Source organism: Streptomyces sp. NPDC091292 (assembly GCF_044757265.1).
Lineage (GTDB): Bacteria > Actinomycetota > Actinomycetes > Streptomycetales > Streptomycetaceae > Streptomyces.
The window spans coordinates 601,319-626,237 of the sequence record NZ_JBIVUQ010000001.1 but is presented as its reverse complement, the minus strand read 5'-3'; the positions used below and the strand labels follow the sequence as shown (position 1 = coordinate 626,237).

22 protein-coding genes and 1 pseudogene are annotated in these 24,919 nt (G+C 72.0%); 11 read left to right on the top strand and 12 right to left on the bottom strand.

Translation table 11 applies throughout. The features are described 5' to 3' along the window. Window positions 1–25 precede the first annotated feature (25 nt). The 3 genes and pseudogenes from ACIQNU_RS02830 to ACIQNU_RS02820 form a co-directional block, all read left to right on the top strand. Window positions 26–628, top strand: a complete 603-nt coding sequence (locus ACIQNU_RS02830) for a hypothetical protein (RefSeq protein WP_401360175.1) — start codon at window positions 26–28, stop codon at window positions 626–628. Window positions 629–633: 5 nt separating this feature from the next. Next, window positions 634–2,445: an ABC transporter ATP-binding protein gene (locus ACIQNU_RS02825; RefSeq protein WP_401360172.1), complete on the top strand. Its 1,812-nt coding sequence runs from the start codon at window positions 634–636 to the stop codon at window positions 2,443–2,445. 8 nt (window positions 2,446–2,453) lie between these two features. After that, window positions 2,454–2,846: pseudogene (locus ACIQNU_RS02820) on the top strand (S26 family signal peptidase); the annotation flags it as partial. Between the two features lie 760 nt (window positions 2,847–3,606). Here ACIQNU_RS02820 and leuA read toward each other — a convergent pair. After that, window positions 3,607–5,385, bottom strand: coding sequence for a 2-isopropylmalate synthase (gene leuA, locus ACIQNU_RS02815; RefSeq protein WP_401360170.1), 1,779 nt, complete (start codon window positions 5,383–5,385; stop codon window positions 3,607–3,609). 295 nt (window positions 5,386–5,680) lie between these two features. On the opposite strand from leuA, the gene ACIQNU_RS02810 reads away from it, so the two are divergent. The 4 genes from ACIQNU_RS02810 (at window position 5,681) to ACIQNU_RS02795 (ending at window position 9,845) form a co-directional block, all read left to right on the top strand. Further along, window positions 5,681–6,757, top strand: coding sequence for a M4 family metallopeptidase (locus tag ACIQNU_RS02810; RefSeq protein ID WP_401360168.1), 1,077 nt, complete (start codon window positions 5,681–5,683; stop codon window positions 6,755–6,757). Window positions 6,758–6,792: 35 nt separating this feature from the next. Beyond that, window positions 6,793–7,059, top strand: a complete 267-nt coding sequence (locus ACIQNU_RS02805; RefSeq protein ID WP_401360165.1) for a protealysin inhibitor emfourin — start codon at window positions 6,793–6,795, stop codon at window positions 7,057–7,059. A gap of 171 nt (window positions 7,060–7,230) precedes the next feature. Beyond that, window positions 7,231–8,580 carry a GH1 family beta-glucosidase gene (locus ACIQNU_RS02800; protein WP_401360162.1) on the top strand — a complete coding sequence of 450 codons (1,350 nt, stop codon included), beginning with the start codon at window positions 7,231–7,233 and terminating at the stop codon, window positions 8,578–8,580. Continuing rightward, a complete protein-coding gene (locus ACIQNU_RS02795) occupies window positions 8,577–9,845 on the top strand; it encodes an MFS transporter (RefSeq protein WP_401360160.1) in 1,269 nt (422 codons plus the stop codon). The genes ACIQNU_RS02800 and ACIQNU_RS02795 overlap by 4 nt, the downstream gene beginning before the upstream one ends. Before the next feature lie 17 nt (window positions 9,846–9,862). On the opposite strand, the gene ACIQNU_RS02790 is transcribed toward ACIQNU_RS02795, so the two are convergent. Further along, window positions 9,863–10,621: an SGNH/GDSL hydrolase family protein gene (locus ACIQNU_RS02790; protein ID WP_401360158.1), complete on the bottom strand. Its 759-nt coding sequence runs from the start codon at window positions 10,619–10,621 to the stop codon at window positions 9,863–9,865. A 64-nt stretch (window positions 10,622–10,685) separates the two neighbouring features. Here ACIQNU_RS02790 and ACIQNU_RS02785 point away from each other — a divergent pair, with 64 nt between their 5' ends. Beyond that, on the top strand, window positions 10,686–11,372 hold the full coding sequence (locus tag ACIQNU_RS02785) for a TetR/AcrR family transcriptional regulator (RefSeq protein ID WP_401360156.1): 687 nt from the start codon (window positions 10,686–10,688) through the stop codon (window positions 11,370–11,372). On the opposite strand, the gene ACIQNU_RS02780 is transcribed toward ACIQNU_RS02785, so the two are convergent. Continuing rightward, complete coding sequence (locus ACIQNU_RS02780; protein ID WP_401360154.1) at window positions 11,323–12,192, bottom strand: helix-turn-helix transcriptional regulator; 870 nt, start codon at window positions 12,190–12,192, stop codon at window positions 11,323–11,325. The genes ACIQNU_RS02785 and ACIQNU_RS02780 overlap by 50 nt on opposite strands. A 181-nt stretch (window positions 12,193–12,373) precedes the next feature. Here ACIQNU_RS02780 and ACIQNU_RS02775 point away from each other — a divergent pair, with 181 nt between their 5' ends. Then, window positions 12,374–13,231 (top strand): NAD-dependent epimerase/dehydratase family protein, encoded by an 858-nt coding sequence (locus ACIQNU_RS02775; protein ID WP_401360152.1) that lies wholly within the window; start codon window positions 12,374–12,376, stop codon window positions 13,229–13,231. A 1,256-nt stretch (window positions 13,232–14,487) separates the two neighbouring features. Here the strand turns inward: ACIQNU_RS02775 and era are convergent. Further along, window positions 14,488–15,447 carry a GTPase Era gene (gene era, locus ACIQNU_RS02770; RefSeq protein WP_401360150.1) on the bottom strand — a complete coding sequence of 320 codons (960 nt, stop codon included), beginning with the start codon at window positions 15,445–15,447 and terminating at the stop codon, window positions 14,488–14,490. A gap of 163 nt (window positions 15,448–15,610) precedes the next feature. Here era and ACIQNU_RS02765 point away from each other — a divergent pair, with 163 nt between their 5' ends. Together ACIQNU_RS02765 and ACIQNU_RS02760 are read left to right on the top strand one after the other, a co-directional pair. Continuing rightward, window positions 15,611–16,951, top strand: coding sequence for an ammonium transporter (locus tag ACIQNU_RS02765; protein WP_401360147.1), 1,341 nt, complete (start codon window positions 15,611–15,613; stop codon window positions 16,949–16,951). Further along, the gene (locus ACIQNU_RS02760) at window positions 16,948–17,286 is read left to right on the top strand and encodes a P-II family nitrogen regulator (RefSeq protein ID WP_401360145.1); all 339 of its coding nucleotides are present in this window, start codon (window positions 16,948–16,950) and stop codon (window positions 17,284–17,286) included. Before ACIQNU_RS02765 ends, ACIQNU_RS02760 begins: the two co-directional genes overlap by 4 nt. Here ACIQNU_RS02760 and ACIQNU_RS02755 read toward each other — a convergent pair. From ACIQNU_RS02755 to ACIQNU_RS02720, 8 genes are all read right to left on the bottom strand, one after another. Beyond that, window positions 17,252–18,253 carry a WxL protein peptidoglycan domain-containing protein gene (locus ACIQNU_RS02755; protein ID WP_401362389.1) on the bottom strand — a complete coding sequence of 334 codons (1,002 nt, stop codon included), beginning with the start codon at window positions 18,251–18,253 and terminating at the stop codon, window positions 17,252–17,254. The genes ACIQNU_RS02760 and ACIQNU_RS02755 overlap by 35 nt on opposite strands. 118 nt (window positions 18,254–18,371) lie before the next feature. After that, window positions 18,372–19,703: a beta-xylosidase gene (locus ACIQNU_RS02750; RefSeq protein ID WP_401360142.1), complete on the bottom strand. Its 1,332-nt coding sequence runs from the start codon at window positions 19,701–19,703 to the stop codon at window positions 18,372–18,374. Between the two features lie 205 nt (window positions 19,704–19,908). After that, a complete protein-coding gene (locus ACIQNU_RS02745; RefSeq protein ID WP_401360140.1) occupies window positions 19,909–20,385 on the bottom strand; it encodes a hypothetical protein in 477 nt (158 codons plus the stop codon). A gap of 557 nt (window positions 20,386–20,942) precedes the next feature. Then, window positions 20,943–21,293, bottom strand: coding sequence for a cytidine deaminase (locus ACIQNU_RS02740; protein ID WP_401360138.1), 351 nt, complete (start codon window positions 21,291–21,293; stop codon window positions 20,943–20,945). A gap of 17 nt (window positions 21,294–21,310) precedes the next feature. After that, on the bottom strand, window positions 21,311–21,667 hold the full coding sequence (locus ACIQNU_RS02735; protein ID WP_401362386.1) for an MmcQ/YjbR family DNA-binding protein: 357 nt from the start codon (window positions 21,665–21,667) through the stop codon (window positions 21,311–21,313). 32 nt (window positions 21,668–21,699) lie between these two features. Continuing rightward, window positions 21,700–22,980, bottom strand: coding sequence for a hemolysin family protein (locus tag ACIQNU_RS02730; RefSeq protein ID WP_401360136.1), 1,281 nt, complete (start codon window positions 22,978–22,980; stop codon window positions 21,700–21,702). A 4-nt stretch (window positions 22,981–22,984) separates the two neighbouring features. Further along, the gene (ybeY, locus tag ACIQNU_RS02725; RefSeq protein WP_401360133.1) at window positions 22,985–23,482 is read right to left on the bottom strand and encodes an rRNA maturation RNase YbeY; all 498 of its coding nucleotides are present in this window, start codon (window positions 23,480–23,482) and stop codon (window positions 22,985–22,987) included. A gap of 12 nt (window positions 23,483–23,494) precedes the next feature. Then, complete coding sequence (locus ACIQNU_RS02720; protein ID WP_401360130.1) at window positions 23,495–24,550, bottom strand: PhoH family protein; 1,056 nt, start codon at window positions 24,548–24,550, stop codon at window positions 23,495–23,497. Window positions 24,551–24,919 lie beyond the last annotated feature (369 nt).

The window sequence follows — 24,919 nt, the reverse complement described above, 5'->3', positions numbered from 1 at the left end:
CCCGTACGCAGAAGGGGGTTGGACCATGCCGTACGTCATCGCGCTCACCGTGCTGTTCGGGGCGCTCTGTCTGTTCAACATCGTGCTCACCGTGGGGGTCGTGCGGCGCCTGCGGGAGATGCGGGAGTCGGGGGGTGCCGGGTCCGGGCTGCCGGGCGGGGCGCGCCGGGCGAACGGTCCGCCGGCTGTGATGCTGCCCGCGGGCGCCGAGGTGGGCGCGTTCGCCGCCGTCAGCACGGAGGGCGACCCGGTGGACGACGGCTTCCTCGCCGGCGCGTACACGATGGTCGGCGTCTTCGCGCACGGTTGCGCCCAGTGCGAGGAGCGGCTGCCGGAGTTCGTGTCGTTCGCGCGGGCCAGGGCGGCGGGCCGGGACCAGGTGCTCGCCGTCCTGGTGGGCACGCCCGAGGAGGTCGAGGGGAAGCGGGCCGCCGCGCAGGAGGTCGCGACCGTGGTGATCGAACGGCTCGACGGTCCGGTGTCGACGGCCCTGGGCGCCAAGGTGTATCCGGCGCTCGCGGTGGTCGGACCGGACAAGGTCGTCCGCGCGTCGGGCACCCGGATGGAGGATCTCTCGCTGTCGCCGTCGACCCCGTCGGCCGCCGCCCGGTCCGCGGCGGGTGTGTGACACCGATGCGGGGCATCCTGCGGGCGCTGGGGCTGACCTGGCGCGCCACCCGGGGCGGTACGTGTGCGATCGCCGCGCTGACCCTGCTCGGCGCGCTGATCCCCGTGGTGACCGCCTGGCTGACGAAGCTCCTGGTCGACGCGCTCGCCCGGGGCGGGGACGCCCAGCGGGACCGGGTGATCGCGCTGGGCGTGAGCCTGGCGGCGGCCGGGCTGCTCACCGGGTGTCTGCCGCACGCGCTGATGTACGCGACCAAGCAGTTCGAGCGGAGCGTGGGGCTGCTCGCGCAGCGGCAGCTCTACGAGGCCACCGGCCGGTTCACGGGCCTCGCCCGGTTCGAGGACCCGGCGTTCGTGGACCGGCTGCGGCTGGCGCAGCAGAGCGGCGGGGCCACGCCCGGTGTGGTGGTGACGATGGTGCTGTCCGTCGCACGGGCGGGCGTGATGGCCACCGGGTTCCTCGGGTCGCTGCTGCTGCTCGCGTGGTGGCTGCCGCCGGTCGTCGTGGTGTCCGTCGCGCCGGTCCTGGCGGTGGAGATGTGGCTGGCGAAGCGCCGCGCGGCCACGTCCTGGCGGATCGGCCCGACGGAACGCCGCGAGATCTTCTACCGCGAACTCCTGACGAACCTCCAAGCGGCCAAGGAAATACGGCTGTTCGATCTCGGCGGGCATCTGCGCGGGCGGATGACGGCCGAGAAGATCAAGGCGAACCGGGCGAACGCGGCCCTCGACCGGCGCGAGGTCTTCACCCAGACCCTGGCCGGTCTGACGACGGCCGGGTGCGCGGGCGTCGCCGTCGTCTGGTCGGTGCTGGCCGCGCTGAGCGGGCGGATCTCGCTGGGCGACGTGTCGCTGATGATCGCGTCGGTGGCGGGGGTGCAGGCGGCGGGCGCGGGCCTGATGCGGGACATCGCGAAATCGCACCACCAACTCCTCCTCTTCCGGCACTTCCTGTCCGTCGTGGACGCCGGTCCCGATCTGCCGGTCCCGTCGAAGCCTTCGCCGGTACGGGAGTTGGCGTCCGGGATCGAGTTCCGCGATGTCTGGTTCCGGTACGCGCCGGAGCATCCGTGGGCGCTGCGCGGGGTCAGCTTCCGGGTCGCCCGGGGCCGCACCCTGGGCCTCGTCGGCCGCAACGGCGCCGGCAAGAGCACCCTCGTGAAACTCCTCTGCCGGATGTACGACCCGGAGCGGGGCGCGGTCCTCTGGGACGGCGTCGACATCCGCGAGCTGGACCCGGCCGAGCTGCGGCGCCGGATCGGCGCGGTGTTCCAGGACTACATGGAGTACGACCTGAGCGCGTCGGAGAACATCGCGCTCGGCGACCTCCCGAACGCCACCGCCGACCGGGTCACGGAGGCGGCGCGACGCTCGGGCGCGGACGGATTCGTACGGGAACTCCCCTACGGCTACGACACCTTGCTGTCGCGGATCTTCTTCCAGGGCGACCACGAGGGCGATGCCTCGGGGGCGCGTGGGGTGACGCTGTCGGGCGGGCAGTGGCAGCGGCTGGCCATCGCGCGGGCGTATCTGCGGGGTGAGCAGGACCTGTTGATCCTGGACGAGCCGAGTTCCGGTCTGGACGCGGAGGCGGAGGCCCGCATCCACCGGGGACTGCGGGAGTTCCGGCGGGGCCGTACCAGCGTCCTCATCTCGCACCGGCTCGGTTCGCTGCGCGAGGCGGACGAACTGCTCGTCGTGGACGAGGGCCGGGTGGCGGAGCGGGGCACGCACGAGGAGCTGATGGCGCGGGGCGGGCTGTACGCGGGGATGTTCGCGGCGCAGGCGGAGGGCTATCAGGAGGTGGCTACGACGTGATCTGGCTGATGGCGGTGGCGCTCGCGCCGGCGGCGGGCGTGCTGACGCTGCGGTGGGTCCGCGGCACGTACCTTCTGGTGCAGGTGCACGGGCCGAGCATGATTCCGGCATACCGGCCGGGTGAGTGGGTGGTGACGCGGCGGGTGCCGGCGGGCGCGCTGCGGCGGGGGGATGTGGTGGTGGTGGAGATGGCGGGGGCGGGGGAGGTGGTCCGGGGGCACGGAGCATTGAGCCGACTGGCGATCAAGCGGATCGCCGCACTACCGGGCGACGCGATGCCCTCCGGGATACCGGGCCCCGGTCCCGTAGTCCCCGCCGGCCAACTGATCCTCCTGGGCGACAACGGCCCGAAGAGCCACGACTCCCGCCACGACGGCCCCTACCCCCTGACCCACATCCTGGGCCGAGCCACCCACAAACCACCGCCCCCACCCACCCCTAACAGCCCCCGCGCGCCTGGGAGAACCCCAGCACCACCCGCCCCCACCCAAACCACTTCCCGCCGCAACGACGACCCGCCCCGACGGCGAGAGCCCGGCGGAATCCCCGACCCACCCCCGCCCGGAGGGCACCCGCGACAGCGGATCAGAACCCGGCCGCAGAGCACCCCAGCCGGGAACCCGGCAGAACCCCCGCCCCGCCCCCGCCCGGAGGGCACCCGCGACAGCGGATCAGGACCCGGCCACAGCGCACCCCAGCCGAGGATCCGGCAGAACCCCCGCCCCGCCCCCGCCCGGAGGGCACCCGCGACAGCGGATCAGAACCCGACCCAACCCACAGCGCACCCCAGCCGGAGACCCGGCAAAACCCCGCCCCGCCCCCGCCCGGAGGGCACCCGCAGCGGATCAGGACCCGCCCCCACCCAAACCACTTCCCGCCGCAACGGCGACCCGCCCCGACGGCGAGAGTCCGGCGGAATTCCCCACCCGCCCCCGCCCGGAGGGCACCCGCGGCAGCGGATCAGAACCCGACCCAAGCCACAGCGCACCCCAGCCGGGAACCCGGCAGAACCCCCGCCCCGCCCCCGCCCGGAGGGCACCCGCGACAGCGGATCAGAACCCGACCCAACCCACAGCGCACCCCAGCCGGGAACCCGGCAGAACCCCCGCCCCGCCCCCGCCCGGAGGGCACCCGCACCCGCGGCAGCGGATCAGGAACCGCTCAACCCGCGGAGCGCCCCGCCCGGTTCACCGCCGAAACCACCGCCTTCAGGGACGCCCTCGTCGTGTTGGCGTCGATTCCGATGCCCCACAGGACCTTGTCCTCGATGGCGCACTCGATGTACGACGCGGCCTGCGCGGACGCGCCTTCGCTCATCGTGTGTTCCGTGTAGTCGAGGAGCCGTACGTCGATACCCACGGAGTGCAGCGCGTCGAAGAAGGCGGAGATCGGGCCGTTGCCCGAGCCGGTGAGCACCGTGTCGGTGCCGTCGACCGTGGCCTCGACCGTGAGGGTGTCGACGCCGTCCTTGTCGGTGGTGGTCTGCCCGGCCCGTACCTGGATCCGGCCCCACGGGTTGTCGGGGTTGGGAAGGTACTCGTCCTGGAAGACGCCCCAGATGTCCTTCGGCGTGACCTCGCCGCCCTCGGCGTCCGTCTTGGCCTGGATCAGCTTCGAGAACTCGATCTGCATCCGGCGCGGCAGATCCAGCTTGTGGTCGTTCTTCAGGACGTACGCGATGCCGCCCTTGCCGGACTGCGAGTTGACGCGGATCACGGCCTCGTAGGAGCGGCCCACGTCCTTGGGGTCGATGGGCAGGTACGGCACGGCCCATTCGATGTCGTCGACGGTCTTGCCTGCGGCTTCGGCGCGGGTCTCCATCGACTCGAAGCCCTTCTTGATGGCGTCCTGGTGGGAGCCGGAGAAGGCGGTGTAGACGAGGTCGCCCGCGTAGGGGTGGCGCGGGTGGACCTCCATCTGGTTGCAGTACTCGGCGGTGCGCCGGATCTCGTCGATGTCGGAGAAGTCGATCTGCGGGTCGACGCCCTGCGAGAACAGGTTCATGCCGAGGGTGACCAGGTCGACGTTCCCGGTGCGCTCGCCCTGTCCGAACAGGCAGCCCTCGATCCGGTCGGCGCCGGCCATCAGGGCGAGTTCAGCGGCGGCGACGGCCGTACCGCGGTCGTTGTGCGGGTGGACCGACAGGCAGACGAACTCGCGGCGGGAGAGGTTGCGGCTCATCCACTCGAAGCGGTCCGCGTGCGTCGACGGAGTCGAACGCTCCACGGTGGCGGGCAGGTTGAGGATGATCTCGCGCCCGGCCTCGGGCTGCCACACGTCCATGACGCCTTCGCAGACGTCCAGGGCGAAGTCCAGCTCGGTGTCGGTGAAGATCTCGGGGCTGTACTGGTATCCGAAGGTGGTGCGGGCGTCGAGCAGCTTCTCGGCGTACTCCATCACCAGCCGCGTACCGTCCACGGCGATCTGCTTGACCTGCTCGCGGGAGCCACGGAAGACGACCTCGCGCCAGACGGGCGCGGTCGCGTTGTACAGGTGGACCGTGGCGCGGTGGGCGCCCTTCAGGGAGGCGACGGTCCGCTCGATGAGTTCTTCGCGGGCCTGGGTCAGGACGGAGATCGTCACGTCATCGGGGATCGCGCCGTCCTCGATGATCGACCGTACGAAATCGAAGTCGGTGGCGCCGGAGGACGGGAAGCCGACCTCGATCTCCTTGTAGCCCATGCGGACCAGGAGGTCGAACATCTCGCGCTTGCGGACCGGGGACATCGGGTCGATCAGCGCCTGGTTGCCGTCGCGCAGGTCGGTCGACAGCCAGCGGGGGGCCTTGGTGATGCGCTGGTTCGGCCAGGTGCGGTCGGCGATGTCGACCTGCTCGTACCGGCCGTACTTGTGGATCGGCATCGCCGTGGGCCGCTGGAAGTGGGCGGCGGTGGTGACGGGCGTGGAACGGCCGATGGTGGAATCGGCGGGGTTCGACATGATGCGTGGGCTCCTCTGGGGTCCGCGGGGGACGGCCGACGGTCTAAGCGCACCACCGAACTCCGCGGGGAGGGGGTCGGCCTACGACTACAGGCCCTCGCCGCGGCAGCTAAGGAGAAGCAGCCCGAAACGCATGATGCTGAGCAGCCTAACCGAGCCGGGACGGACACGGGGGACCCGTCCCAGTATGCGGGACGCGCATCGGGTAACGGCCATCCCGTGATCTATCACTCCATTTCGCCAATCCTGGTCGCATCTAGTGACAGCGCGATGACCCAGTGCCACATTTCGCTGCATGACAGAGACACCCGAGACACTCTCCTCCCCCGTCTTCTGCACGATCGTGCCGCCGCACGTCCTGGACCGCCTGGCCCGGCACGGCGATCCCGCGCTCTCGGATCCCGCCCGCCGCACACTGGAGCGGGACGCCCTCGAACGCACCCGCCGCCGGCTGACCACGGTCACCGGCGCCCGGACCCTGGCCGCGCCGCAGGCGGGCGAGGGCCCGCACCGCACGATCTACGACGCCGGGCACGGTACGGCGCTGCCGGGGCGCAAGGTCAGGGCGGAGGCGGACGCGCCGGGCCGGGACGCGACCGTCAACCGGGCCTACGCGGGCCTGGGCGCGACCTTCGACACCTACCTCAAGGCGTTCACGCGCAACTCGATCGACGGCGCGGGCCTGCCACTGACCGCGACCGTGCACTACGACCAGGACTACAACAACGCCTTCTGGAACGGCGAGCAGATGGTGTTCGGCGACGGTGACGGCGAGATCTTCCTCGACTTCACGATCCCCGTCGACGTCATCGGCCACGAGCTGACGCACGGGGTCACGCAGTACACGGCGAACCTGGAGTACTACGGGCAGTCGGGCGCCCTGAACGAGTCGCTGTCGGACGTCTTCGGCTCCCTCATCAAGCAGCACGCGCTCGGGCAGAGCGCGGCCGACGCGGACTGGCTGATCGGCGAAGGACTCCTCGCACCGCGCGTCACGGGCAAGGCGCTGCGCTCGATGAAGGAGCCGGGCACGGCGTACGACGACGACGTCCTCGGCAAGGACCCGCAGCCCGCCACGATGGCCGACTACGTCCGCACGAACAGCGACAACGGCGGCGTGCACATCAACTCCGGTATCCCGAACCGGGCGTTCTACCTGGTCGCGACGGCGCTCGGCGGCAATGCGTGGGAGCGGGCCGGGCAGATCTGGTACGACGTGCTGACCGGCGGCGAGTTGGCGTCGGACGCGGATTTCGCGGCGTTCGCACGCTTGACGGTGGCGGCGGCGAAGGCGCGGTTCGGTGCCGGGGGTGAGGAGCAGGAGTCGGTCCTCAAGGCGTGGTCGCAGGTGGGGATCGCGACGGCGGGGTAGGGGGAGGGCACGGGACGGGGAGGACAGGAGGCGGTATGCGGATCGAAGTGCGGCGGACGGGCGGGTTCGCGGGGATCGAGCGGCGGGCGGAGCTGGACACGGCGGGCCGCCCCGACGCGGCGACGTGGACGTCACTGGCGGAACAGGCGCTCGCCGGAGGGCACGCGACGCCGCCGCTGGGCGTCCCGGACGGCTTCTCGTACCGCATCACGGCCGACGGCCGCACCCGCTACTGCACGGATCCCCATCTGACGGAATCCCAGCGGCAGTTGATCACCCGGGTGCTTAAGGAGGGCGCGTAACACCTAAGTAAGCGCCCGCAGGGCACATTGAGGGGCGCGGGGAACTGCGCACCCAGCCACCCTCAACCCGCAGGAACACTCCCACCCGCACCACCCCAACAAGGGGCGCGGGGAACTGCGCACCCCCCAAGACACTTCCGCAGCAGCCATGGCCGGATGGATGATCCGGCCATGACAGCCACCACACCTCCGCTCCCCTCCTTTCCCCCCGGCTTCCTCTGGGGCGTGGCCACCTCCGCTCAGCAGATCGAGGGTGCGGTCGATCAGGACGGCCGGGGCCGGTCCGTATGGGACGCGTTCACCGCCGAGCCGGGGCGGGTGAAGGACGGCACCACCTCCGCCACGGCCTGCGACCACTACCACCGGTACCGCGAGGACGTCGGCCTGATCCACGGTCTCGGCGTGGACGCGTACCGCTTCTCGATCTCCTGGCCGCGCGTGCTCCCGACCGGCTCGGGCGCCGTCAACCACCGGGGCCTGGACTTCTACGACCGGCTCGTGGACGAGCTGTGCGCCCAGGGCGTGCGCCCGGTCCCCACCCTCTTCCACTGGGACACGCCGCTCGCCCTGGAGGAGGCGGGCGGCTGGCTGAGCCGGGACACGGCTGAGCGTTTCGCGGAGTACGCGGCTGTCGTCGCCGCCCGTCTCGGCGACCGCGTCACGAAGTGGATCACGATCAACGAGCCCGCCGAGCACACCCTCCTCGGCCACGCGATCGGCGAGCACGCCCCCGGCCACCGGCTGATCTTCGGCGCGCTGCCCGCCGCTCACCACCAACTCCTCGGCCACGGGCTCGCGTTGAGGGCGCTGCGGGCGGCGGGGGCCGACGATGTCGGTATCGCGAACTCGCACGGCCCGACCTGGCCGGCGTCCGACGCCCAGGAGGACCGTGACGCCGCCGACTTCTACGACCTCCTCCTGAACCGCCTGTTCGCGGACCCGGTCCTCACCGGCCGCTACCCGGACGGCATCGCCGACCTGTTGCCCGGCGATGTCGCGGCCGATCTGGAGATCATCGCGGGCCCAGTCGACTGGTACGGCGTCAACTTCTACGCGCCCACGAAGGTCGGCGCCCCGGGCCCGGCGTCCACCGAGTACGGCGGACTCACCCTCCCCGCCGAACTCCCCTTCGCACCACGGCAGATCGAGGGGCGGCCGGTCACCGACTTCGGCTGGCCGGTGGTGCCGGAGAGCCTGACGGAGCTGCTGACGGCGTTCCGGGACCGGTACGGGGACCGGCTCCCGCCCGTCGTCATCACGGAGAACGGCTGCTCGTACGAGGGCCTGGACGATCAGGACCGTATCGCCTATCTGGACGGTCATCTGCGGGCGCTGCACGGCGCGTTGACGGCGGGTGTGGACGTGCGCGGGTACTTCGTGTGGTCGCTGATGGACAACTTCGAGTGGGCGGAGGGCTACACACAGCGGTTCGGCCTGGTCCACGTCGACTACGAGACCCAGGAGCGGACACCCAAGGCGTCGTACCACTGGCTGCGCGAGGCGCTGCGGACGCTCAGATGACGGCGGAGGAGCGGTTGACCCCTGCTGCGGCGCTCTCAGAGCCCGCCGAGCCCGCCGTGCCGGTCGGGCGCGGCTGGACCTCGGCGCTGTCGCTCGCCAACGGGGCGATCTGGGTGGGCTGGTACGGCCCGCTGCAGATCCTGCTCGCGCTCCAGGCGGAGCAGTTCGCCCCGGCCGGGATGTCGAAGGAGACGGTTCTCGCGTGGGTGACGGGTGCGGGCGCGGTGGTCTCGCTGCTCGCCAACCCGCTGTTCGGCGCGGTGTCGGACCGGACGACGTCACGGTTCGGGCGGCGTACGCCGTGGATCGTCGCCGGTGCGGCGGGCGGCGCCGCGTCGCTGCTGCTGCTCGGCGGGGCACGGTCCCTGGCCGCGATGGCGGTGGGCTGGTGCCTGGTGCAACTGACGCTGAACGCGGCGTTCGCGGCGGTGACGGCGGCCGTCCCCGACCGGGTGCCGCGCGGGCAGCGGGGTGTCGTGGGCGGTTGGCTCGGCGCCGCGCAGCTCCTCGGGGTGGTGGCAGGCACCGGTCTGGCGACGGTGGCGGGCGGGGTCGGCGCGGGGTATGCGGCGTGCGCGGTGTTCACGGTGGCGGGGGTGCTGCCGTACGTGGTGCGGTACCGGGATCCGCGGCCGGCCCCGGCCGACCGGGCGCCGTTCGCGTGGCGGGGCTTCGCCGCCGGGTTCTGGCTCAGTCCGCGCGCCTACCCGGATCTGGGGTGGGCCTGGCTGACCCGGTTCCTGATCAACCTCAGCAACGCCCTCGTCCTGCTCTACCTCCTCTACTACCTGCGCGACGGGCTGCACCACGCGGACCCGGACCAGGGCGTCCTCGTCCTGACGGCGGTGAACGGCGCGACGCTGCTGGCGACGGTCGTGGTGGGCGGTGTCTGGTCGGACCGCACCGGCCGGCGAAAGCCGTTCGTCCTCGGGTCGGGTCTGCTGATGGCGGTCGCGACCGCGATGCTGTCGGTCTGGCAGACCTGGCCGGGGGCGATCGTCGCGGCGGCGGTCCTGGGCGTCGGCTTCGGCGTGTTCACGTCGGTGGACTTCGCGCTGATGACGGATGTGCTGCCGAAGGCGGCGGACCGGGGCAAGGACCTCGGCATCGTCAACATCACCAACGCCCTCCCCCAGGTCGCCGCCCCGGCCCTCGCGGCCCCCCTGGTCACCCACCTCGGCGGCTACCGGGCCCTGTATCTGACGGCGGCGGCGATCGGCCTGGCGGGGGCGGTCCTGGTCACGAGGGTCAGGGGCGTGGACTGACGCCCGCGCCGGTCTTGTCAGGGGCGTGGACTGGCGCCGAGGCCCGTCGTCAGGGTGGCCAGGCCGGGCGCCAAGGTGTGGGACCAGGCGCGGTAGCCCGCCGGGGACGGGTGGAAGTGGTCGGCCGCCAGCCACATGCCCGGCGCCTTCGGGAGGGCGCCCGACCGCACATGCCGTACGGCCCGGCCTCGTCGCGCGACCACCCTCAACTGCCGGTCCAGCAAGCGCACGTACAGACTCAGCGGCCCCCGCACCCCGCGCGGCACCGTGTCGAAGTTGTCCACGCTCGGCAGCCCCGCGAACACGATCGGCACGTCCTCGCCGAGCCGCAGCCGGACGTCCCGTACCAGCAGGGCCGCCTCGCGCCGGAACGCCCGGGGTCCGCGCAGCCGCAGCACGTCGTTGACGCCCGCCGCGACCAGGACGAGGTCCGGGCGCCAGCGGGTCGCCGGGTCGGTCAGGCCGGGCAGCAGCCCGCTCCGTACGGCCGCCATCGTCGCGCCGGACCTTGCCGAGACCCGCCACGAGACCGTCCGTCCGGTCAGCGCGGCCAGCGCCTGAGCGACGCACCCCGCCAGTGCTTCCGCGTGCACGGAGGCGCCGACCCCCGCCGCCGTCGAGTCCCCGAGGATCGCCAGCCGCACCGGGGGACCTCCCGCCCCTGCTCCCGCTCCCGCCGCCGCTTCCGGTCCGCCCGCCACGCCGAAGTCGTCCCCGCCCGCCTCCGGCAGCCGCACGACCCGCCCCCGCAGCGCCCGCATCCCCCGTACACCCATGGGACCCACCCCACCCCTTCCCCATAACACCGTTATGTTCAATAACAGCGTTATGCTGCTGCCCGTGTCAACCCACCGCCCGGAACCCGACGACCTCCGCCGCCGGCTGCTCGACGCCGCTGCGCGGATCCTGACCGAGCAGGGACCGGCCGCCCTCAGCGCCCGCCGTCTGGTCAAGGAGGTCGGCGCGTCGACCATGGCCGTGTACACCCACTTCGGCTCGATGCCGGGCCTGGTACGGGAGTTGATGCGGGACGGATTCGCCCGGTTCCACGCGCTCGGCACGGCGGAGAGCGCCCGGCACCCCGCCGACCCCGTCGCCGAAGTGGCCGGCCTTTCCCGCGCCTACCAGGAGTTCGCCCGCGCCGAACCCGACGTCTACGCCGTGATGTTCGGCGGCTCGGCCCTCGCCGGCTTCACGCTCTCGGACGACGACCGCCGCATCGGCGCGTACGGCCTGCGCTCCCTGCGCGACGCGCTGCGCCGCTGCACCGCCGCCGGACGCTTCCGCCCCGATACGGACACCGACCTCCTGGTCCGCCAGCTCTTCAGCCAGCTCCACGGCCTCGCCCAACTCACCCGCGCGGGCTACATCATGGGCGACTACACCCCGGACCAGGTGCTCAGAGGAATGCTCCTCGACTTCGCGTCGGCGGCGGGTGACGAGCAGGCCGCGGCACGCGCGTCCGTCGCGACCGGCCTCAGGAGTGCGAGCCGTCCGGGCTCGGAGTCAGGTTCTGCAGACCGATGACCCTGAGGAGTTCCAGGCGTTCATGGGACTCCGTGCCGGGGCGGGCCGAGTGGACCAGCAGCGACTGGTTGTTGCCGTCCGTCAGCAGGATCTCGCAGTCGAGTTCCAGGAGGCCGACCAGCGGGTGCTGGAACCGTTTGGTCGCCGAGCGGCGTACGGCGACCTCGTGCGAGTCCCACAGCGCCTTGAACTCCTCGCTCGCCGCCAGGAGTTCGGCGACCAGTGCGGCCGGGGCCGGGTCGTCGGGGCGGGCCGCCGTCACCGCGCGCAGGCTCGCCACATGGGCCCGCGCGTGGACCGGCTGGTCCTCGGGCGGGAACAGGTCCCGGACCCCCGGGCACAGGAAGAACCGGCGCACCATGTTGCGGTCGGCGGGCGGCAGGGCGCTCAGGTCACCGGTCAGCGCGGCGGACATCCGGTTCTGCGCGAGGACGTCGCCGTAGTCGTTGAGGATCAGCGCGGGCGAGTCGTACAGCCGGTCGAGGATCAGCAGCAGACCGGGGCGTACGTGCGCGGACGCCGTGCCCGAGCGCGGGGGCTCCTCGCCCGCCAGATGGAACAGGTGGTCCCGCTCGTCCCCTGACAGCCGCAGCGCCCGCGCGAGGGCGCCCAGCATCTGCCGGGACGGGCGCGGTCCGCGCCGCTGTTCGAGCCGCGTGTAGTAGTCCACGGACATCCCGGCGAGCTGCGCCACCTCCTCCCGGCGCAGACCCGGCGTACGGCGCCGCGATCCGGCCTCCAGACCCACGTCGGACGGGTCGAGGCGGGCGCGGCCCCGGCGCAGGAAGTCGGCGAGCTGCGGTCGGTCGAGTCGGTCCACAAGGCCAAGGATCACCCCTCGCCGTACCCGTCACCAGAGCCCAGCCAGGGAGTACCGGTCCCCCGATACCCGCTACCCGGATCACCGGGTCTCTCCCGGGGCGGACGCGACGGGACCACGCTGGACACAGGTGCACATGCGGCACATCCGGCACACGCGACCACGACGGACGGGGAACGCCATGCTCACTCTCGTGACGGGAACGACAGGACAGGTCGGGCGCCGTCTCGTGCCCCGGCTGCTCGCCCGCGCGGCGGAGACGGGGGACCGGGTCCGGGTGCTCGTCCGCGACGCCGAGCGCGCCGCCCCCTTCGCGGCGCTCGGCGCCGAGGTGACGGTCGGTGATCTCCGGGACGAGACGGTCCTCGGCAAGGCACTCGCCGGGACGGACGCCGTGGTGAACGTCGCCGCCGCGTTCCGGGGCGTCCCGGACGAGGAGGCGTGGGCTGTCAACCGGGACGCCGCACTGGAGCTGGGTCGCGCCGCCGTCACGTCGGGGGTACGACGGTTCGTCCAGGTCAGCACCAATCTCGTCTACGGGACCGGGCGCGGCCGTCCGCTCACCGAGGACGATCCGGTGGTACCGGGCGGTCCGATGTGGGGCGCGTACCCCGAGTCGAAGGCGGAGGCGGAGCGCGGGCTACTGGCCCTGGACGGCCTCGACGTACGCATCGGCCGGCTCGCCTTCGTCTACGGCGACGGGGACCCGCACCTCGCCCAGTCCCTGCGCTGGGCGTCGGAGTGGCCGGCCGCGCAGCGGCTGCAACTCGTGCACCACGCGGATGTCGCCCAGGGCCTGACCCGGCTGCTGTACGCACCCGGGGCGACCGGCCGCATCTACAACATCGCGGACCACGCCCCCGTCACGGCGGTGGAGCTGCACCAGATCAACGGCGTCGAGGTCCCCGCAGGAATGAACGACCGGGAGACCCCCGACCCCTGGCACGGAATCGTGTCCATCGCACGGATCCGACACGAGCTGGGGTACCGGCCGCTGCTGCCGAGTGTGTGGTGCGCGGTGGATGGTGGGGTGCTGTAGGCATCGGCCGAGCCGCTGGACGATGGGCGCGTCACCGTCGTACGGCACGCCATCGCGCTCCCGAACTGGGCGGGCGCAGACGGCGATTCCGCCTGGCGAGCGGTTCGAGGGACCCATCCTGGACCGGGCCCATGGGCCGATGGGCCGCCGGGCCGAAGGGCCACCGCGCCGCCAAGCCGACGGGCCGCCGGGCCGCCGGGCCGCCAGGCCGCCAGGCCGCCAGGCCGCCAGGCCGCCAGGCCGCCAGGCCGCCGGGCCGCCAGGCCGATGGACCGCCAGGCCACCGCGCCGCCAGGCCACCGGGCCGAAGGGCCACCGGGCCGACGGGCCGACGGGCCGACGGGCCGACGGGCCGACGGGCCGACGGGCCACCGGGCCGACGGGCCACCGGGCCGACGGGCCGCCGGGCCGATGGACCGCCAGGCCACCGCGCCGCCAGGCCACCGGGCCGATGGGCCACCGGGCCGATGGACCGCCAGGCCGCCGGGCCGAAGGGCCACCGCGCCGCCAGGCCACCGGGCCGATGGGCCGCCGGGCCGATGGGCCGCCGGGCCGCCGGGCCGAAGGGCCGACGGGCCGAAGGGCCGACGGGCCGAAGGGCCGACGGGCCGAAGGGCCGCCGGGCCGAAGGGCCGACGGGCCGAAGGGCCGACGGGCCGACGGGCCGAAGGGCCGACGGGCCGACGGGCCGAAGGGCCGACGGGCCGAAGGGCCGACGGGCCGAAGGGCCGACGGGCCGACGGGCCACCGCGCCACCAGGCCACCAGGCCACCAGGCCGACGGGCCGCCAGGCCACCGCGCCACCAGGCCACCAGGCCGACGGGCCGCCAGGCCACCAGGCCGACGGGCCGACGGGCCGACGGGCAGCCATCGCCGTACGGCATGTCCCGTCGACGCGCACCGCTGTCGGACTTTCCGCGCCGCCGCGCCACGCCTGCTGTCGCGGCGCCGCTGATGTTGCTCGCGTGCGCAGCCGCCGTCACCCATGCCCTGGCCGTCGCCGGGCGGGCAGCGGGCAGCAGGCAGCAGGCAGCAGGCAGCAGGCAGCAGGCAGCAGCGGACTCTGAGCGTCGTCCTCGTCGTGATGAATTTCATGAACCGGGCGATGACGGCGTACGCCACCTCCCGCGCCCCCGTGTGCCTCCCGCGCCCCCGTGCCTCCCGCGCCCCCGCGCTCCCGCCTCTCTGGACGTTCGCGCAAGTTCCGGTGGCCGCCCGTTGAGGGCGGGCGGGTGGGATGGGACCAGGGCCGGAGGCTAGAAGCCGAGTTTCCGGAGCTGGCGGGGGTCCCGTTGCCAGTCCTTCGCGACCTTGACGTGGAGGTCCAGGAAGACCGGCGTACCGAGCAACGCCTCGATCTGCTGGCGGGACTTGATTCCGACCTCCTTCAACCGCTTGCCCTTGGGCCCGATCACGATGCCCTTCTGGCTGGGGCGCTCGATGTAGACGAAGGCGTGGATGTCCAGGAGCGGACGGTCGGCGGGGCGGTCCTCACGGGGCAGCATCTCTTCGACGACGACCGCGATCGAGTGCGGCAACTCGTCCCGTACACCCTCAAGCGCCGCCTCCCGGATCAGCTCCGCGACCATGACCTGCTCGGGCTCGTCCGTGAGGTCGCCCTCGGGGTAGAGCGCGGGCCCCTCCGGCAGCAGCGGTGCGATCAGGTCGGCGAGAAGGCCCACCTGCTGATCGCCGACCGCCGACACCGGCACGATCTCGGCCCACTCGAAGCCCAGCTCCTTGGCGAGCTGGTCGACCGCGATCAACTGCTCGGCGAGGGTCTTCGAGTCGACCAGGTCGGTCTTGGTGACGATCGCGATCTTGGGGGTCTTCCGGATCGCCGCCAACTCCTTGGCGATGAAACGGTCGCCCGGCCCCAGCTTCTCGTCCGCCGGCAGGCAGAATCCGATGACGTCGACCTCGGCCCAGGTGGTACGGACGATGTCGTTCAGCCGCTGCCCGAGCAGCGTGCGCGGCTTGTGCAGGCCGGGGGTGTCCACCAGGACGAGTTGGGCGTCCGGGCGGTGCACGATGCCGCGTACGGTGTGCCGGGTGGTCTGCGGCCGGTTCGAGGTGATCGCCACCTTCTGGCCGACCAGAGCATTCGTGAGGGTGGACTTGCCCGCGTTGGGGCGGCCCACGAAGCAGGCGAAGCCCGCCCGGTGGGTGACCTCGGACGGCTCGGATGACGGGGTACGAACGCTCATGGCGCCCATTGTCCCTGATCGACCGGCACCCACCGCACCGTGAGGTCCCCCCGGAAACCTCCCCGCAACACGAAACACCCCGGAAACACCCCCGTACACAATGTGAAACCCCCACCCAACAAGCTCTCCCCCGGCGCCCCCGCCCTCGTCGCCGTTCCGAGGAGAGACCTCCGTGACGCCCCTCCCCCTCGTACTCGCCGCCGCCTCCACCCCCACCACCCCCACCGCCGACACCGGCGACACCGCCTGGCTGCTCGCCGCCACCGCCCTCGTCCTCCTCATGACCCCGGGCCTCGCCCTCTTCTACGGCGGCATGGTCCGGACGAAGAGCGTCCTCAACATGCTCATGATGAGCTTCGTCTCGATCGCGCTCGTCACCGTCGTCTGGCTGCTCGCCGGCTACTCCCTCGCCTTCGGAGACGACACCTTCGCCGGGCTCATCGGCGGCTTCGACCACCTCGGCATGGCGGGCATCGGCCCGGACACCCTCACCGGCACGGTCCCCACCCTCCTCTTCACGACCTTCCAGCTCACCTTCGCGATCATCACGGCGGCCCTGATCAGCGGCGCGGTCGCGGACCGTACGAAATTCGCGGCCTGGCTCGTCTTCGTACCGGTGTGGACCCTCCTCGTATACGTTCCCGTGGCGCACTGGGTGTGGGGCCCGGACGGGTGGATCGCGAACGCGCTGGGCGCCCTCGACTTCGCGGGCGGCCTGGTCGTCGAGATCGCGTCGGGCGCGTCAGGGCTGGCGCTCGCGCTGGTGCTCGGCCCCCGCATCGGGTTCCGGAAGGACGCGATGCGCCCGCACAACCTGCCGCTGGTCGTGCTCGGCGCGGGCCTCCTCTGGTTCGGCTGGCTCGGCTTCAACGGCGGCTCGGCGCTCGGCGCCAACGGGCTCGCCGCCGCATCGCTCCTCAACACCCTGGTCGCCGGCTGCACCGGCCTGCTCGGCTGGCTCTTCGTGGAGCAGCGGCGCGACGGGCACCCCACCACCTTCGGCGCCGCGTCGGGCGCGGTCGCCGGACTCGTCGCGATCACCCCGGCGTGCGGCACGGTCGGCGTCGTCGGCGCGACGGTCGTGGGCCTCGCGGCGGGCGTGGTCTGCTCGTACGCGGTCGGCTGGAAGTTCCGTATCGGCTACGACGACTCGCTGGACGTCGTCGGCGTCCACTTCGTCGGCGGGGTCGTCGGCACCCTGCTCATCGGCCTGTTCGCGACCGCCGCGATGACCGGCGGCAAGGAGGGCCTGTTCTACGGGGGCGGGCTCGGCCAACTCGGCCGGCAGGCCGTAGCGGTGGTGGCGGTGGCCGCGTACACATTCCTCGTCACGTACGGGATCGGGAAGCTCATCGACCGGTTGATGGGGTTCCGGGCGTCGGAGGAGCAGGAGATGACGGGGCTCGACCAGACGGTGCACGCGGAGAGCGCCTACGATCACGGCGTGTTCGGCCACGGCGCCCCGGCCGCGGCCCCCACCCACTCCGCCGCCCCCCGGAAGGTCACGCCATGAAGCTCATCACCGCGATCGTCAAACCGTTCCGCCTCGACGAGGTGAAGACGGCTCTCCAGGAGCGCGGCATCCAGGGTCTGACGGTGACGGAGGCCAGCGGGTACGGGCGTCAGCGCGGGCACACCGAGGTGTACCGGGGCGCCGAGTACACGATCGACCTCGTGCCCAAGGTGCGGATCGAGGTCGTGGTCGAGGACGCGGACGCGGAGCCGGTGATCGAGGCGATCGTGGCCGCCGCCCACACCGGCAAGATCGGCGACGGCAAGGTGTGGGCGGTGCCCGTCGAGACGGTGGTCCGGGTCAGGACCGGCGAGCGCGGACCCGACGCGGTCTGAGCGCGGCCACCCATCGCTTTCCGGTACGGGTCCCCGGACCGCCGCGCAGCTTCAGGGCGGCCCCCGCGATCACGAGGGCCGCGAGGAACAGGGCGGCGAGCAGCCAGGGCAGGGCGAAGAAGGACGCGCTCGCGGACTCCCGGGTCTGCGGCGCGCTCGCCGTGAGGGTGACATCGCCCCAGTCCAACTGCGGGGCGCCGCGCCACGGTTCGCTGAGCCGGACCTCCTGCCCCGGCAGCAGTTCGGAGGGGATCTTCGTGAGCGCCCGGGACAGCAGTGTCCGCCCGAACAGGCCCTTCGCGGTCAGCTCCACACGGGGGTTGAGGGTGACATTGCCGGTGTTGCGCAGGGTGTACGAGATGGTGGCGATGCTGTCGCCGAAGCCGGGGACGAGGGGCTGCTCGTGCGCCACGCGGACCTTCTCGACGGCGAGCGCGGGCATCGTCGGACCGCCGACCGTCAGATAGATCCGGGCCCCCACGGCGCGCTGCACGCCGACTGCTACGGCTCCGTCGGCGGGGTCGACCCGTTCGTCGAGGGCGACCAGCGCGCCGGGGTGGTCGCCGGGCTCCGCGCCCTCGGGCACCCGCAGCGTGAACGGCACGGTGACCGCACCATGCGGCTTCACCGTGACCTTGTCGCGGGCGGGCCTGGCCCAGGCGCCGACGCCCCGCTGCTTCTCGTCCTTCGTACGGACCGCGAACCCGCCGTCGCGCGCGGTGTTGTAGGCGTCGGCCGCGTACAGCCGGAAGGTGAGCGGTTCGGCGGTCTTGTTGGTGACGGTGACCTTGTCGGTGAGGGTGCTTCCGGGGTCGGCCGAGAGATAGAAGTACGGGCGCTGGGCGAGCTGGGACGAGGCGGGGAACACGGACCAGCTGCCGTTGTCGGCGGCCCGCGCGGGGGCCGCGGGCAGCAGCACGGTGGCGGCGAGCAGGGCCGCGAGGAGCGTCAGCAGGGCGGCGTACATCTGATGCGTCTGGTGGTGCGACTTGTGGTGCGGCACGGGTGCGGACCCCCGGGATCGGGGCGGGCAGGGCGGGTGCGCGCCCGGCCCACCAGTGACTGAGCTGTGACTGAGGCGTGCCCTAGCTCAGGGTGAGGGTGAGGACGCCGGAGTACGCGCCGGGGGCGGTGAACGCCGGGACGTTCAGGGAGACCCGGGCGTCGACGGTGAACTCACCTCCGGTGATCGCGCCGTTGGGTGCGGAGGCGAGGGTCGCGCCCGCGCTGCCGACCGTGCCGGGCGAACCGGCGACACAGGTACTGGGACTGCCTTCCTTGGTCGTGCACACCGGGGTCCAACCCAGCTTCGACGCCGCGATCGTGGCGCCGCCCGGTCCCTTGAAGTCGGTGACCTTGCCGGTGAGGGACCAGCCCGCGGGTCCGCCGCGGAAGTCCTTCACGGTCACCGTGTTCAGGGAGCCGCGCGAGAAGCCGCCCTTGCCGAAGTCGACCGGCGCCATGGCGACGGTGTCCCCGGCCTGCGACATCGACAGGGTGCCCGCCTGCACGGAGGTGGTGAGCTTCTGGCTGTTCTCCGGCAGCGGTGTGTCGTCGATGACGACGTACGCGGCCGGACCGGCGCCCTTCTCGTCGCTCCAGGCGGCACCTTCGTACGCCACCACGCCGGTCGTCGCCTTGTCGTTGACGCCGAGACTGCCGGTGAAGGAACCCTGTGCGTCGGCGGTGACGGTCGTCCGGTCCGCGGTCTCGGTGGCCCCGGCGCGGCCCGCGAGGGTCACCGTGGCTCCGGCCGTGAACTTGCTGCCCCTGACCTCGACGAACGCGCCGGGCTTCCCGGAGGCCGCGTCGAGCGAGATGGCCCGGAGGTTGGTCTCGCCGCCGCCGGTCGCCGTGACCGTCTCGGAGACGGGGGCGGGCGGGTTGGTGACCGTGCAGGGAGTGTCCAGCTCCATGATGTAGCTGGTGTGGATGTTGTAGTCGCCGGGCGACAGATTGATCGCACCGGCCTTGGTGACGGTGAACGTGCCGGTCATGCTGAACGACGGGAAGGCGCCCTTGCCCGGCACGGGCGGGTTCTTCTTCGGCCCCGTGACGGTGACGTCACCGGTCTGCGCGCCGGTCAGGGCGACCTTGCCGGTCGGGGTCATGATGTCGGCCGGCAGGGCGAGGTCGACCGGGTTGCTCGCGGCCGGCTTGACCACCGTGTAGGTCACGGTGACGGTGTCGCCGACCTTGGGGGTGGCGTTGTCGACCGTGATCTCGGCGGTGGTGGTGCCGTCGATGGGCGGGATGCCCGCGATCGGCGGTGGTATGCAGTGCGTCGCGAAGTCGACCTGCTGGGAAGCTGTCGCCAGAGCGCTCGCCGGGGTGGCGAGCGTCCCTCCCCCGGCGACCGCGAGTGCGGCCACTCCCAACAGGGCCGCCCAGCGGCGTCTTCGGGTCGGTGAACCCATGGTGCCCCCTTCTGACTGCTGAAGAATGCGGCCATTGATGTGCGGGTCGTGTGAAAAGTCAATGCACGCGCCGGACATCGCCTGATGGCCCATCAGTTTCTGTCAAGATCCTTGCGGGGTAAGGACTTTGGGCAGCGCGACAACCGGTGCCGCCCCGGGACGGCACCGGCCAGTCACTCACTCACTTCTGGGGGTGCCCCGGACGTCAGCTGAAGACGAAGGGGCCCGGCGACTGAAGGCCGGTGGAGTTACAGGTCACCGAGACCCCGAAGATCACCATCGTCATGGAGCCGGGGTACGCGTTGAGTCTGTCTCCGGGTGCGACGGTGCCGGTCAGGGGCCCGACCGTGACACCGCCCCACGCGACCATCGCGGGGTTCTTCTTGCCGGTGAACGTCGTGGTGCCGCCGCCGGTCTTCGCGAGGGTGAGCGTGGCGTCCACGGTGTCCGGGTCGACGTCGATCGGGGTGGTGATCTCGGACGACGTCAGCTTGATGGTGGCCGTGGTGCCGCTCTGGGTGGCCGTGAGGGTGGCTTCGCCGCCGCCGTAGAAACCGCAGTTGTACTCCGCGGTCGCCGACCCGGGGGTCACGGCCGCCGCGGCCGGCGCCAACGCCAGGGCGGTGGCCGCCAGAACTCCGGCCCCGAGTGCCGCACCGAGGCCGATTCGCTTGTGATTCATCGTTCCCCTTCCCGAATTGGGATTGCCATGTAGCGGGGGTGGTCCGAACCGGTCCGACGCGCGGGGTGCGGCACGCGCCGCCGAACTGACGGTCCGTCAACTAAAGTGCGCTCCATTGACCCGCGAGCGCCCGGGGATTACAAGGGGCGGGGCCAGGGGTCTACCCTTTGGCCGAATCAAGCCGGTTGAGAAGCCAGCAACAGAGGACCAGCGACCCGGTCAGACCACCCCCAAGGCCCCACCCGACACAACGGCCCACCCCACAGAGCCGCCAGCAATACTTCTCCGCCGCAACGGCGCTCGGCCGACACGAGGCATCCCGGCGGTGCCAAGCCGACCGAATCCCCCGGGCCGCCCGCAGGGCAAGGCACCGCGCGGGCCGCCCGACTCAACGGCCCACCCACACAACCACCACCAATACTTCTCCGCCGCAACGGCGCTCAGCCGAAACGACGCACCCCGGCGGTGCCAAGCCAACCGAATCCCCCGGGCCGCCCGCAGGGCAAGGCACCGCGCGGGCCGCCCGCAGGGCCAAGCAGCCGGACCGGCGCCTAAGGTCAGATCAGGTCAGGCCAGCGCAGCACACCGTCCGGCGAAGCCACAAAGATGGGCGTCTCGGGCGTGCCCAGGTCCGAGACGGCCGCCCGATCCTCCGCGGGAAGCGACTTCGCGGCCGTCACCACCGCCGCCGCCTCCAGCGACGTCGCCCCGGAAGCCACCGCCATCGCCACCGCCGTACGCAGCGCGCTCAGCCGGAGCGAGTCCAGTGCGACGGTTCCGGCCACATATGTACGGCCCGTCTCGTCCCGTACGGCCGCCCCCTCGGGCACCCCGTTGCGGGCCCGTGCCGAACGGGCCAGGGTGACGATCTTGCGGTCCTCGGGGTCCAGCTCGCTCATCTCGGTCATGCGGCGAGCATACGAAGTCACGGCCGGTCCAGGCGCAGCCGGTCCGCGCGCGGCAGACCGGCCACCACCAAGTCGTACGAGTCCTCGACCAGCTCACGGACGAGCCGCGCAGGCAACTCCCCCACCGTCACGGTGTTCCAGTGCCGCTTGTTCATGTGCCACCCCGGCACGACGGCCCCGGGGTGCTCCCCGCGCAGCCGCACCGCGTCGTCCGGGTCGCACTTGAGGTTGACCGTCAGCGGCTCGCCGTCGAGCCGGGTCAGGGCGAACATCTTGCCCTGGACCTTGAACACCGACGTGTCGGGGCCGAACGGGAAGTCCTCGACGGCGGCGTTGAACGACAGACACAGCGCCCGCAGCCCCGCCGGGGTCACGTCACCGCTCACCTCACCGCTCACCCCGCGACTCACCCCGCAGCCCCCTTAGGCTCCACCAGCACCGTCACGATCTTGTTCCGGCGCCCGGCAGCGGATTCGGCGGTGAGCAGCAGTTCCCGCCCGTCCGGCAACCGCACATGCGCCGAGGCCCCGGCGATCGGCACCCGGCCGAGCGCCTTCGCGAGGAGTCCGCCGACGGTCTCCACGTCCTCGTCGTCGTACGCCTCAAGCCCGTACAGCTCGCCGAGGTCGCCGATGTCGAGGCGGGCCGTCACGCGGTACCGGCCGTCGCCGAGGTCCTCGACGGGCGGGAGTTCCCGGTCGTACTCGTCGGTGATCTCGCCGACGATCTCCTCCAGGATGTCCTCGATGGTGACGATGCCGGCGGTGCCGCCGTACTCGTCGATGACGACGGCGACGTGGTTGCGCTCCTGCTGCATCTCGCGCAGCAGATCACCGGCGTTCTTGGTGTCCGGTACGAAGGTGGCGGGGCGCATGGCCGTCGACACCAGCTCCGATTCGGCGTCCCGGCTGATGTGCGTCTTACGGGCCAGGTCCTTGAGGTACACGATCCCGACGATGTCGTCCTCGCTCTCGCCGGTCACCGGAATCCGCGAGAAGCCGGAGCGCAGCGCGAGGGTGAGGGCCTGCCGGATCGTCTTGTACCGCTCGATGACGACGAGGTCGGTACGCGGCACCATGACCTCGCGGACGAGGGTGTCGCCGAGTTCGAAGACGGAGTGCACCATGCGGCGCTCCTCGTCCTCGATGAGGGATTCCTTCTCGGCGAGGTCGACCATCGCGCGCAGCTCGGCCTCGGACGCGAACGGGCCGCGCCGGAACCCCTTGCCGGGGGTGAGGGCGTTGCCGATGAGGATGAGCAGCGGCGGGATCGGTCCCATCACCCGGGCGAGCGGCAGCAGTACGTACGCGGCGGCCGTGGCCGTGTTCAGCGGGTGCTGGCGGCCGATGGTGCGCGGGGAGACGCCGACGGCGACGTACGACACGAGGACCATGACGCCGATGGCGAGGAGCAGCGCCTCCCAGGTCTGGTCGAACTCCTTGAGGCAGGCGTACGTCACCAGGGCCGCCGCGGCCATTTCGCAGGCGACGCGGACCAGCAGGGCGACGTTGAGATAGCGGGTGGGGTCGGCGGCGACCTGGGCGAGCTTGGCGCTGCCGCGCCGGCCGCTGCGGACGGCTTCCTCGGCGCGGAAGCTGGACACCCGGGCGAGGCCCGCCTCCGCACAGGCGGCGAGCCACGCCACGACGACCAACAGGACGGCGCCGAGGATCAGTTGGACGCTCACGGCGCTACGAGACGGTGGGCGCCGGGGACGGGCCGGTGAGGCCCTTCTCCGCGCGCCAGCCGTCGACGATCGCCGACTGGAGGCCGAACATCTCGGCCTTCTCGTCGGGTTCCTCGTGGTCGTAGCCCAGGAGGTGCAGCACTCCGTGGACGGTGAGGAGGTGCAGTTCCTCGTCCATGGAGTGCTGCGTCTCGGCCTCACGGCCCTGCCGCTCGGCGACCTCGGGGCAGAGCACGATGTCGCCGAGGAGGCCCTGCGGGGGCTCGTCGTCGTCCTTCGTCGGCGGACGCAGTTCGTCCATCGGGAAGGACATCACGTCCGTGGGCCCCGGCAGGTCCATCCACTGGATGTGCAACTGCTCCATCGCCTCGGCGTCGACGACGATCACCGACAGTTCGGAGAGCGGGTGGATGCGCATGCGCGCGAGGGCGTAGCGCGCGATGTCGAGGATCGCCTGCTCGTCGACCTCGGTACCGGATTCGTTGTTGACGTCGATCGACATGACGGTGCTGGTCTACTTCCCTCTGCTGCCGTTGCGGCGGGAGCCGTTCTCCGTGCCGTTCTCGTGGTCGTACTTCTCGTAGGCGTCGACGATACGGCCGACCAGCTTGTGCCGTACGACATCCTGCGAGGTGAGCCGGGAGAAGTGGACGTCGGCGACGCCTTCGAGGATGTCCTGCACCTGGCGCAGACCGGACTTCGTGCCGTTCGGCAGGTCGACCTGGGTGACGTCGCCCGTGACCACGATCTTCGAGTCGAAGCCGAGGCGGGTGAGGAACATCTTCATCTGCTCGGGGTTCGTGTTCTGCGCCTCGTCGAGAATGATGAACGCGTCATTGAGACTGCGGCCACGCATGTACGCGAGGGGGGCGACCTCGATGGTGCCGGCCGCCATCAGCCGGGGGATCGAGTCCGGGTCGAGCATGTCGTGCAGCGCGTCGTACAGCGGGCGCAGGTACGGGTCGATCTTCTCGTAGAGCGTGCCCGGCAGGAAGCCCAGGCGCTCGCCCGCCTCGACCGCGGGGCGGGTGAGGATGATGCGGGTGACCTGCTTGGACTGGAGCGCCTGTACGGCCTTGGCCATGGCGAGGTACGTCTTGCCGGTGCCGGCGGGGCCGATGCCGAACACGATCGTGTGCTTGTCGATCGCGTCGACGTAGCGCTTCTGGTTCAGAGTCTTGGGGCGGATGGTGCGGCCACGGGAGGAGAGGATGTTCTGGGTGAGCACCTCGGCGGGTGTCTCCGCTCCGTCCCCCTCCCCGTTCTCACTGGCTCTGAGCATGGCGATCGATCGTTCCACGGCGTCCTCCGTCATCGGCTGCCCGGTGCGGAGCACCAGCATCATCTCGTCGAACAGGCGCTGGATGAGGGCGACCTCGTGGGCGTCGCCGACGGCGCTGATCTCATTGCCCCGGACGTGGATGTCGGCTGCCGGGAAAGCCGTTTCGATCACGCGCAGGAGGGCGTCACCGGAACCGAGAACGGTCACCATCGGGTGTTTGGCCGGGACGGTGAAGCGAGCGTGCGCCTGTCCCCTCGCGGGGTCGTGAGCTGTGGGTGTCTGCGTCATGGGCCGGCTCTGTGGCCTGCTCATCCTCCTCGATGCGGGGCCGCTGACCGCTGGGTTGACCTGTGCACTGCCCAGCGTACGACGCCCCACCGACACCGCCCCCACTTTTTTACCCCCACAGGGGCCTCCGGCCGGGGGCGAGGGTACGGGGCGGGGGGCGCTTTCCCAGCGGGGGGCCTCCGGCCGGGGCGGGGGCAGAGGGTGGGGGCGGGCTCCCGTCCGGGGGCGCTTCCCCTGCGGGAGGCCTCCGGCCGAGGCAGGGGCAAAGGATGGGGGCGACTCCCGCACCGGGGGGCGCTTCCCCTGCGGGAGGCCTCCGGCCGAGGCAGGGGCAAAGGATGGGGGCGGGCTCCCGTCCGGGGGCGCTTC